Here is a 9,992-nt window from a genome sequence, read left to right as displayed (position 1 = left end):
CAACTTCATTTTCAGCATTTAAAGGCTTAACCTCTTTCTTATTTCTTTAGCAAACTTGTGCTTGAATTCATTTTTCAAGCGTGCTTCTCGTTTGAAGCGGGTGCAAAAGTGAGGGTTTTATTTGGACTGTGCAAACATTTATTGAAATAATTCAACTATTAATCTTTAACTCACTGAATACATGAGAAATTAATTTCTGAAATTTTTTACATAAACTCCCAAGCTGATCGATAAGCATTAATTTCATCGATGTATTCTAAAAAATCTTTGTAAAAATTGTCCGCAGATATGGTAGCACTATCTCCAATGATGACTAATTTTTTCTTTGCTCTAGTCATAGCCACATTCATTCTTCGATAATCTTTTAGAAAACCAATCTCATTTGAGTCATTACTCCTTACTAAACTCAGATAGATCACATCTTTTTCTTGACCTTGGAAACCATCTACAGAATTCACCTCCAGATAAGGACTAAATTCCCCAAAATCAGCAATAGTATCTAATTGGCTTTGTAAATAACCAACCTGTGCTCTATAAGGAGAGATGATTCCTACATGAAAGTTATCATTTAAGATATTCTGCCCTTCTTGTTTTAGATAAGCTAAAGACTGAAGTAAATGCTTTAGTAAAATATTTCCTTCCTCAGGATTCATCTTACTTAATGTCTCCTCATTCAAAACCTCATCAAAACCACAACCTGCAGTATCTATAAATTCGATGGCTGTAGATAACTCTATATGCTCTGAAATAGGATTTAATGTCCAGTCTTTTACTTTTTCATTGGCAATCAGTTCATTTTTATAAAATTTCTGATTGGAAAACCCCATAATATTTTCATGCATTCGGTATTGTTCTTTGAGCATTACATCTACCGATTGGCGTTTGATTGTCTTATCAAAAAGTGTTTCTGACAATCCTTGCTTAGAAGCCTCAAAAGATTTGACTGTTGGGGGAAGCTGCTGGTGGTCTCCAGCAAAAACTACTCGATCGGCTTTCAGTATCGGAATCCAAGAAGCTGGTTCGAGGGCTTGCCCTGCCTCATCAATGCATACCGTAGAAAATCTTTTCCCTCTCAAATATCGGCTTGATGCACCAACCAAAGTTGACGTTATTACATCTGCTGTTGTAAGGATTTGCTCTATTATATACTCTTCAACTTTATCAGCTTCCTTCAATAAGGCTCTTGCCTCATTATAAAGCCTTTTTCTTTCTTCTCTTTGTTCTTGCCCAAAATTACGTTTGTACTTACGGGCATTCTGACGTGAAATCTCAGCATCTCTACGAAAACGTTTGAGAAGTTTATAGTCTTTATGATCACTGATTTGTTCATCTAAACTCAAATGTGAGAGTCCTTCACTTACTCGTGCAGGATTTCCCATTCTCACTACTTTCAAACCTTCTTGCGCCAACTTTTCAGACAATAGGTCAGTAGCTGTATTACTCGGGGCTGAAACGAGAATTTGTTTTTCCCTTCTCAACATTTGCTTTACAGCTTGCACAAGAGTTGTTGTTTTCCCTGTTCCCGGAGGGCCGTGAATAATGGCTACATCTTGGGCATGAAAGATATTTTCTAAAGCTTCATTTTGAGACGAATTCAGTCTTTCATTTGAGATAAAAAACTCTGATTTTCTTAGCTTTCTTGTTTGAGGTTTACGACTTCCCAATAAAGTATCACGAAGTTCAAGTAAACGTGAATTATCCGTTTTGAGTAATTGATCTAATGCAAAAGACATTTCACGGTAACTTACCGCATCAAAGACTTCATCCAAACCAAGAGCAGCAGCATCTTCCACCCATTCGGGTAATTCTTCTACACTGAAAGCAATTGTCATTTCATCACCTTTAATACTCTTGACTACTCCTGTCAGATGATTTTCTTCATGACTAACTTGATTCTGCTCTTCAAAAATCGAAATCATTTTTCCTGTTTGGAAGATATGCTCTTCTCCCAAATGACTTAGGCGCTCTACCGTAAGATGAAGTTGTTCTCCTGTTCCAATTTCTTGAGCAGAAATTTTGATAGGATGCCAGCTAAAGCCTTTTTTCTTTCTTTCCCCTAAAGGCGTTTGAAGAACTTTCTCACGATAGTACTTTTCGTCCTCTTTCTTCTCTATCTCTAAAAGCTGAATAAGTCTCTTGATCTCTTGCATGCTGCAAAGATGAAAAGATTTTCGAAAAAGGAATTAATACGGATAAATATTCAAGATACGAGACTGCTGAATCAGAATACCCTTTTCATTTTCCAGAAAGAAAATGTAGGAAACTGCATACATTTCTCTTTTGACATTGGTTTGCATTTTCTTCGCTACTTCATCACGAAGCCTTTCGTGATATTCATCTAAAGATGTTACTTCCTCCAAATATTCAGGCTTACCGTCTTTTGCCAACAGGACACTTACACTTTTCAGCTTCAAACTCGCATCAATATTTAATTCTGTTTCTGAAAAACGAGATGCTAATAATAACTTGGAATCGATTGGCTTATTTTGATAGCTAAAGTTGACTTTATCTGAAGAGTATTCTTTGCCTATAGCTGATAAATCTACATCACTATTTACTGCATGCTTCTGATTGTTTTCGTCTCGGATATCAAATTGGAAATTAAGACGGCACCGCCCCATCTTAGGTTCTAGGCTTAACTCTGTTGCTAGTTTAGTTCGAATCCATTCATGATATTCCGTACTCTCATGAAACTGCTGTACCATTACCTCTCTGTTATCATGTAGTACCTTTATTGTTCCTTTCTCTAAAGAATAACCTTCCTTCAGAGCCAAAAAGGTATTGCTCAGATCTGCAAACGTGATCGTTTCATTTCCTGTAAGTGGTTTGTCAAATAAGTAAACTTGAATAGGGTGATTGGATGGTGTATTCTTCACTGCCGAATGAATACGTGCAGGCAGAAAGCACACCAAGAGAATGGTGATAAGTGTTCTGATAATAGGCATAGGTATTATTGTGGTATAAATTAGGTTATCACAAATTTACCTAGCACTGTAAAGAATTACTTCTTAATAATCGGTATAGCCTACAAGTGTACCATTTATTAAAAAGAAAAAGGCAATCCACTCTTTACGAATGAATTGCCTTCAATTTATCTTATTACTCAGTGATTAACCTTCGTACCCTTTAAATAATGGGAATTGGTTCATCCAAGCATTGATTTCTTCTCTTACTACTGCAATTTCGTTATCGTTTTCATGGTTCATCAACGTTCTGTCAATGAATTCAACGATACGAGGCATATCTGCTTCTACTAATCCTCTAGTAGTTACAGCTGCAGTACCTACACGAATACCTGATGTAACAAATGGAGATTTGTCATCGAATGGTACCATGTTTTTATTGATTGTGATATCAGCTTTGATCAAAGTATTCTCAGCTAATTTACCTGAGATATTTTTCGAACGAAGGTCGATCAACATCAAGTGGTTATCTGTACCACCAGAGATTACATCATATCCTTTATCGATAAATGCTTTGTTCATTGCTTGAGCGTTTGCTCTTACTTGTTGAACGTATGCACCGTACTCATCAGTAAGACACTCACCAAATGCAATTGCTTTACCAGCGATTACGTGCTCCAATGGTCCACCTTGTGTACCTGGGAATACACCAGAATCTAATAGAGAAGACATCATACGAGTCTTTCCTTTAGGTGTTTTCAATCCCCATGGGTTTTCGAAGTCTTCGCCCATCATAATTACACCACCTCTTGGTCCACGAAGTGTTTTGTGTGTAGTAGATGTCACGATATGACAGTGCTTCAATGGATCGTTCAACAATCCTTTTGCAATAAGCCCTGAAGGGTGAGAGATATCAGCCATCAATAATGCACCTACCTCATCACAAGCACCACGCATAGCTTCGTAGTTCCAGTCTCTTGAGTATGCTGAAGCTCCAGCAATAACTAGTTTTGGTTTTTCAGAACGGATTTGGTCTACAACCTTGTTCCAGTCGATTAGTCCAGTTTCTTTCTCTACACCGTAGAAAGTTGGTTCGTAAAGTTTTCCTGAGAAGTTTACTGTAGAACCGTGTGTAAGGTGTCCACCGTGAGAAAGGTCAAATCCTAAGATTTTATCACCTGGTTTCAATACAGCTAACATTACTGCTGCATTTGCTTGCGCACCAGAGTGAGGTTGTACGTTTGCCCAGCTTGCACCAAACAACTCTTTTACTCTTTCGATAGCTAATGTTTCCACTACATCAACTACCTCACATCCGCCGTAGTATCTTTTACCAGGAAGTCCTTCCGCATATTTGTTAGTCAATACACTTCCCATAGCTTCCATTACCTGAGGGGAGGTAAAGTTTTCAGATGCAATCAGCTCGATGCCTGACTCTTGTCTTACTCTTTCTTTTTGAATCAGCTCAAAAATCTTTTCGTCTCTTTTCATGATCTTAATGCTCTATGCAAGTGGTTGTAAAAAAACTCCAGAGGTCTATTCAAGAATTGTGATTGGACTTTTGCTACTTGAATTACCGTCCAAGAATATATTCCTTTACAAAGGAAGGATTCAGAGACTTCTGGTAAATTTTGATTGCAAATGTAAGTAAACTTTAGGTGTAGAAAACGTTAATTCCCAATTTTTTATTGGGATTGTGAAAAGAGGATAATATTACATCACTTTTCTCAATTATAGATTTACTGTTCTGATTTCTACACCCAAGTATGTTCCTAATTGTAAAGGCTACTCACTTTTTCGAGCCCTTTTTCATTCACGACTTTGATGCTGCGCTTATGAATTTCGATCAGTTTGTCGTGTTTAAATTCTGAAATGATTCGGATGGCAGTTTCTTTTACAGTTCCTACCAAACCTGCTAGATCTTCACGGGTGAGTGTGATATGCTCTTTTTCGTCTAGCAAATCATTCAATAACAATAAAGCTTCAGCTATACGTCCGCGCACAGGCTTATAAGCGATATCGGTAATTTTGGTCTCAGTTCTGTCTAATGTTTCGCAAAGCATAATTGTGACTTTGCTGTAGAAGACAGGATTGTTTTGCAATAATTTTAAGAAAAAAGCTTTAGGAATCAGGGTAATCACAGAATCTTCGATTGCAATAGCAGAAGACTTGTACCTACTCCCGCTTATTACTGAGCGGTAGCCTACTAGATCATCGGTTTTAGCAATACGTAAAATTTGTTCCTTACCGTTACTCCCTAACTTGGTTACTTTCACGAAGCCTTGGTTAACGTAAAAAAGGGCTGCAGACTGTGTATTCTCCTGAAATACAGGCTGTCCCTTTTTGTATACTTGAGTAGTTTGCACCAACTCAAGTTCTTCAAGTTCTTCGCTACTTAAGCATGAGAAGATCGTATAGCGACCTTTCTTGCTCACGAGATCATTCGGTAGCAAATGTTTCATTGAAGTGAAATAGTGGATAATAATCTGATAATTCTGAGGCTAAAATTAACTAACCTTTTTATTAGATACTAAATTTTATTGTTGAAGTTGAATATTTTCAACTCCCTACAGTCTTAAAAGGCAACTAAATCGTACTTAAAAATGATAAATATGATACAGGTGAAGGTATAAATGAGTGTGAGTGGAAATCCAACTCTAAAGAAATCTTTTGAAGTATAATTTCCTGGAGTATATACCATCCAGTTTGTCTGATAACTCACAGGTGTCAAAAATGCAGCAGATGCGGCAAAAGCTATTCCTAAGTAAAATGGTGTTCCATCTACTCCTAAAGCATGAGCTATTGAGTAAGCAATTGGAAAAATAATAGATATAGCGGCCACATTGGTCACAAACGAAGTGAGTAAAACCGTTAGTGCAAAAATTCCACACAAAATTCCTATTTCACCAAAAGGATAAAAGACAGAAAGAAAGCTATTTGAAAGAATACTTGCCGTTCCCGTACTGATAAAGGCATTTCCGAGCGTCAGTGCACTTACCAAAACGACTACCAAATTCATATCTAACTCTTTATTGATATCCGAGAAGCTAACTAATCTGAAAAGTAAGAAGGCTGTCAATATCAATAAAGCACCTTTGAACAACGTCAGAATTCCTGTTATCATCAAAGCGACAACAGTCAAGATTATTCCACCAACAATGAAGAGTTCTTTCTTCTGTTTCGGTTCTTTTTCTTTCGCATCCTGTGTCAAGATATAAAAATGCTTTTCTCTTGCTGGTATCTGAAAGAAACGATCTCCCACCGAAAGAAGTACCAAATCTCCCGATCGTAGTTCAACAGTTTCATTCTTTTTGGTTTGTAACTTTTCTCCACCTCTATGAATGGCTATAATTTCTGCATCAAATTGCTTCTTAAACTTTTCTCGATCTATTGCCATTCGTAAAAAAGAAGCTGAAGAAGGGATTAAGGCTTCTATTAATTCTTTTTCTTCCTCATGCTGAGGTACATCTATTCCAAGACCTGCATTCACAATGTCCATGATCCGATCCGTCTGCCCCATATACATCAAACGATCATCACTTTGCACAATCAAATCTTCTGGAATAGGAGAAATCACTTCATCTCCTCTATGTAATTCTATCAGATATGCACCATCAAAGTTTTGAAGAGGAGTCTTTATTAATGGTTCTCCAACCAAAACCGACCGCTGACTTACTTCTGTCTCAATCAAATATTCGGGAGCCATTGCTTGAACTTCATTGAAAATCTCTTGAGTAGTTGGCAATAGCTTATACCCCCAAAAGTACAGATAAGCGATCCCTAAACTTGTCACTAATAGACCTGGCACAAAAAAATCCGCAAACTTGAAAACTGCTAAATTATTCTGAGCGATAAATCCATTTAAAACCAAATTTGTAGAAGTACCGACAAGCGTCATCATTCCTCCTAAAATAGTGGCATAAGATAATGGAATCAGAAGCTTAGAAGCAGGTACTTGATTTTTCTTTCCCCAACCGTACACATACGAAGTCATGAAAGCTACAACAGGCGTATTGTTTATCATTGAAGATAGAGAGGCTGAATAGACCATCATTCTAAGCAAAAAACCTTTGGGTGATTTTATATGCTTGAATAAAATGTCTAAAAGCTTTCCAACATTATAATGCTTGTGCAATAATGAAGAAATTAGGATAAGTAAAATAATTGTGATGATCTGCGGATTTGCAAAGCCTTGTAAAACTTGTTCGGGGCTTACAACCCCTGCCACCAACAGACTCATGACAGCTATAAAGAAAGTAGTAGAAGGTTTTAACCTTCCTAAAAATAGGTTGATGATGACAAAGAGCATCACTCCCATCACAAGCCACTGACTTTGCTGCACAGTAAGTGGACTCATAATGAGTGCTAGTAGTTGGTTATTCATTCTAATGGGTCTAATAGCTGGTTAAGTTCGCTCTTTCTTCAAAGAGAAAACCCCCATAAAGGTTGAGATTTTGAGCTTGTATGCTTTAATTTAATAGAATCTTATTAGCTCTTTTCAAGGTAAATTCTTTCTATCCTATTCTAGCTATATATATCAATAGGCTTGTAATAATTTTCCTAAAGTTACCCATTACTAAGACCCAATTAGCCCAAAAAATATATGGTATTTACTCCCAAAATCTTTCCTTTTCACCTAAGACTCATTCTCATTCTATTTTCTTTATTCCTTGTCATTCTCTTCGGACTGATTGCTACTTTATCTCATTTTTCCAATCAGCACTCCAAACTCAATGAGGAAATACTAAATCAAGAATTTACGATTAAAAACTTCCCTCTTTTCGCAGAAGAGTATGTGAAGCAAGGAAACCGAAAGCAGTTGCTCATATTGAAAAGAGAAGCCGATCATGTAAATACCAAAATTGAGGCTTTGAAGAAGGCTAAAATATTTGAGCAACGAATGGGAGATTATCCGCCCTCATTTCAGACTGCCGACACACATCTTCCGACAGGATTAGAAGAATACCAGAAAGAATTCTTGGAACATTACCAATATGTCAATAAGCTGTGGAATTACAACTTATCCAATCTCAGAAGTAAACACTCTAGTCTTAGTGCATCAGACCGAAAAGAGAAACTGAACAAGACCTTAAACTTCCTTCAACGTAGAAACACCACTTTAGTCCGAAAAAATAGGACATTCAGAGCATTACTAAAAAATAGAGAAGCTTTAAGTGAAACTAAAACAAAATGGATTATCTGTATTTCTGCCCTACTCTGTCTTTCAGGATTTTTATACCTCTATTATGAGATCATAAATATCTTTTTGAAGAAGCTACGTAAAGAGCAAATCAAACTTGGGCAACTCACAAATCAATCCACACACAATGATGCTGAAACACTTGATTTACTTTCTCATTCGAGATCAGAAATAGAGCTTCGATTGACAAATGCTATCGAATATGTCAATCAGATAACAAAATTAGAATTTGATCATGGAACAAGTTCAAGCATAGAAAATTGGCCTTTAGGAGTGGCCCTTCAAGACATGTCTCTCTCTTTAAAGTCTATGGCAGAAGAGAAAGAAATCAGCAGTTGGACAAATGAAGGCTTTTCTCTAATCAGTGATATTCTGAATAAAAACTCGACAGAGGTTGATCAGCTTACCTATGACTTTATCCGTTTCCTCTGTAATTATTGTAATCTCAATCAAGGCATTGTTTTCATTAATACCTCTCACAATTCTGATATAGAACTTACATTTAGCAGCTGTTACGCTTATGGAAGTCAGAAAAGCTTTGAGCGATATGAATTGAAGAAAGAAGGTTTGATCGCTCAAGTAATAAAAGAAAAAAGTCCATTATATCTTGAAGAAATACCCGAGAACTACATAGGAATTACTTCTGGCTTAGGAGCAGCACCTCCTCGCAGTATTATGATTTGCCCTCTTTATTATAATGAAGATTTTTATGGAACCATAGAAGTTGCGTCCTTCTCTCCACTGAATCAAGGCTATCAAGATTTTATAAAAAATGCTGCTGAAAAATTGAGTAATACGCTCTCTGTTTTCCAAATCAATCAGCGAACAAAAGAATTACTGACTTCTACCAAAGAAAAAAATGAACTCCTTCAGCAAAAGGAAAAAGAAATGGCACTCTTTGCTCAAGAACTGCAAGACACTCAAGGTAAACTCAGTCAGAAACTTTTAGAACTCAAAAAGGAATCTAACCTTACTCAAAATATCATTGATGCGATCGATAAAAGTAGTGCTACCCTAGAGTTTGACCCACAAGGGAAGATACTGAAAGTAAATGATATGTTTTTGAGTATCATGGGATACAAACCAACAGAACTCATAGGCAAACACGAATCTGTTCTTGTTGTTCCATCAGAAGCCAACTCCCAACGCTACCAACTCATGTGGACAGGGCTTTCAAGTGGTTCTTTCATGACTGGAGAATTCAAAAGGTTGACTAACAAGGGGAAAGAAATATGGATTAGTGCTACCTATAACCCTATTTTTGACCTAGATGGAAAAACAATCAAAGTGATTATGCTCGCCAATTTCATCACTGAAGAACGTGAAAAATCACTTGACAGCAATCTAAGAATCACAGCCTTTAACAATCATCTTACAATAGTTGAACTAGACAAGAATGGTAAAATGAAAAAGGCTAACCCTAATTTTGAAAAGCTAACAGGATATAAAAGAATTGAATACAGAGACCGTCCGCTTGCCGACCTTATGCTTAGTGCTAGAGAAATGACTCAGTTGGATAATAAGATCAAAAAAGTAGTTGACGAAAAAGAGCTACAGTCTCATACATTTAACATTTTGACCAAAGACAAAAAAGAAGTTCAAGCCGTAATTAGTCTTTATCCACTTTATAATTTAGCCCAAGTTGTCGTAAAAGTGATGGCTATTCTCAGTACGAAACAAGTAACCTCTAAAAAAAGTGAGCAAGAAAACCTGACGGTAAAAGACACAAAATGAGACAGTTTGACTGACTTTAATCAATAAAATACAATGAATCGGAAATTTTGTCATACAAATCTCTGAAAATCAACATTTTCTTGAATTGGTCACGAATTTGTTAAGTCTTCTATGAATCCAAACTCAAAATTGAAGATTGGCATTTCATAACTAAA

The 9,992-nt window shown here is 36.6% G+C and carries 6 protein-coding genes; 1 reads left to right on the top strand and 5 read right to left on the bottom strand.

Features of this window, described 5'->3' with window-relative positions; genetic code table 11:
- Positions 1-206: 206 nt before the first annotated feature.
- The 5 genes from BC781_RS23630 to BC781_RS23610 form a co-directional block, all read right to left on the bottom strand.
- The gene (locus BC781_RS23630) at positions 207-2,150 is read right to left on the bottom strand and encodes an AAA domain-containing protein (protein WP_109622671.1); all 1,944 of its coding nucleotides are present in this window, start codon (positions 2,148-2,150) and stop codon (positions 207-209) included.
- Positions 2,151-2,183: 33 nt separating this feature from the next.
- Entirely contained in the window at positions 2,184-2,945 is a 762-nt protein-coding gene (locus BC781_RS23625) for a hypothetical protein (RefSeq protein WP_109622670.1), read from the bottom strand.
- Between the two features lie 165 nt (positions 2,946-3,110).
- Positions 3,111-4,394 (bottom strand): serine hydroxymethyltransferase, encoded by a 1,284-nt coding sequence (locus BC781_RS23620; protein WP_109622668.1) that lies wholly within the window; start codon positions 4,392-4,394, stop codon positions 3,111-3,113.
- Between the two features lie 281 nt (positions 4,395-4,675).
- Positions 4,676-5,356 carry a Crp/Fnr family transcriptional regulator gene (locus BC781_RS23615; protein WP_158281568.1) on the bottom strand — a complete coding sequence of 227 codons (681 nt, stop codon included), beginning with the start codon at positions 5,354-5,356 and terminating at the stop codon, positions 4,676-4,678.
- A gap of 122 nt (positions 5,357-5,478) precedes the next feature.
- A complete protein-coding gene (locus BC781_RS23610; protein WP_109622663.1) occupies positions 5,479-7,287 on the bottom strand; it encodes an SLC13 family permease in 1,809 nt (602 codons plus the stop codon).
- 219 nt (positions 7,288-7,506) lie between these two features.
- Here BC781_RS23610 and BC781_RS23605 point away from each other — a divergent pair, with 219 nt between their 5' ends.
- A complete protein-coding gene (locus BC781_RS23605) occupies positions 7,507-9,837 on the top strand; it encodes a PAS domain S-box protein (RefSeq protein WP_109622661.1) in 2,331 nt (776 codons plus the stop codon).
- The last annotated feature ends 155 nt before the right edge of the window (positions 9,838-9,992 follow it).

It is taken from the genome of Sediminitomix flava, from assembly GCF_003149185.1.
Classification (GTDB): Bacteria; Bacteroidota; Bacteroidia; order Cytophagales; family Flammeovirgaceae; genus Sediminitomix; species Sediminitomix flava.
The sequence above is the reverse complement of the archived record's forward strand: the minus strand, read 5'-3'. Positions and strand labels throughout refer to the sequence as shown.

Bases quoted from the DNA above. Each gene is read 5' to 3' on its own strand.
- BC781_RS23630 (WP_109622671.1), bottom strand. From the start codon at position 2,150: ATGCAAGAGATCAAGAGACTTATTCAGCTTTTAGAGATAGAGAAGAAA.
- BC781_RS23625 (WP_109622670.1), bottom strand. From the start codon at position 2,945: ATGCCTATTATCAGAACACTTATCACCATTCTCTTGGTGTGCTTTCTG.
- BC781_RS23620 (WP_109622668.1), bottom strand. From the start codon at position 4,394: ATGAAAAGAGACGAAAAGATTTTTGAGCTGATTCAAAAAGAAAGAGTA.
- BC781_RS23610 (WP_109622663.1), bottom strand. From the start codon at position 7,287: ATGAATAACCAACTACTAGCACTCATTATGAGTCCACTTACTGTGCAG.
- BC781_RS23605 (WP_109622661.1), top strand. From the start codon at position 7,507: ATGGTATTTACTCCCAAAATCTTTCCTTTTCACCTAAGACTCATTCTC.